1 protein-coding gene is annotated in these 515 nt (G+C 66.0%); it reads right to left on the bottom strand.

From position 1 onward, the window contains the following. Positions 1 to 515 (bottom strand): LysE family translocator (locus G3436_RS26855; RefSeq protein ID WP_163951385.1); only part of this gene is annotated, 515 nt, incomplete at both ends.

Below are 515 nucleotides of genomic sequence, written 5' to 3'. Positions count from 1 at the left end.
CCCCCACCAGCAACACGGCAGTGGCCCGCTGCAGCAGGCGTCGACGGGCCGGCTGTTGCAGCACGTGGCGAATGCGCTGGCCGAAGTAGCAGTACAGGCAGCCACTGGTGAACTGCAGCAGCAGGAAGGTCAGGCCGAGCACGGCGATGTCCGTCGTCTGGCTGGCGAATTGCGGGAACACCGCGCTGAACATCAGGATGCTCTTGGGGTTGGACAGGCCGGTCAGCAAGCCCTTGGCGAACAGTGCACGAAAGCCCTCCAACGCCGCCCCTGTGCCTTCATCCAGCGCCAGCCCCGTGCTGTTCCATTGCCGCCACGCCAGGTACAGCACATACCCCACCCCCAGCGCCTGGATCAGCTGGCGCACCAGCGGGTAGCCCTGTACCAGCGCCGAGAACCCCAGTGCAAACACCAGGATCGACAGCAGATAGGCAACGCTTGCACCCAATTGCGCCGGCAGCGATTCGCGCAGGCCGGCCTTGAGCCCGAGGCTGAGCAGCAGCAGGGTCATCGGG

It is taken from the genome of Pseudomonas brassicae (genome assembly GCF_010671725.1).
In the GTDB taxonomy this organism is placed as follows: domain Bacteria; phylum Pseudomonadota; class Gammaproteobacteria; order Pseudomonadales; family Pseudomonadaceae; genus Aquipseudomonas; species Aquipseudomonas brassicae.
This window is presented reverse-complemented; position numbering and strand designations above follow the sequence as displayed.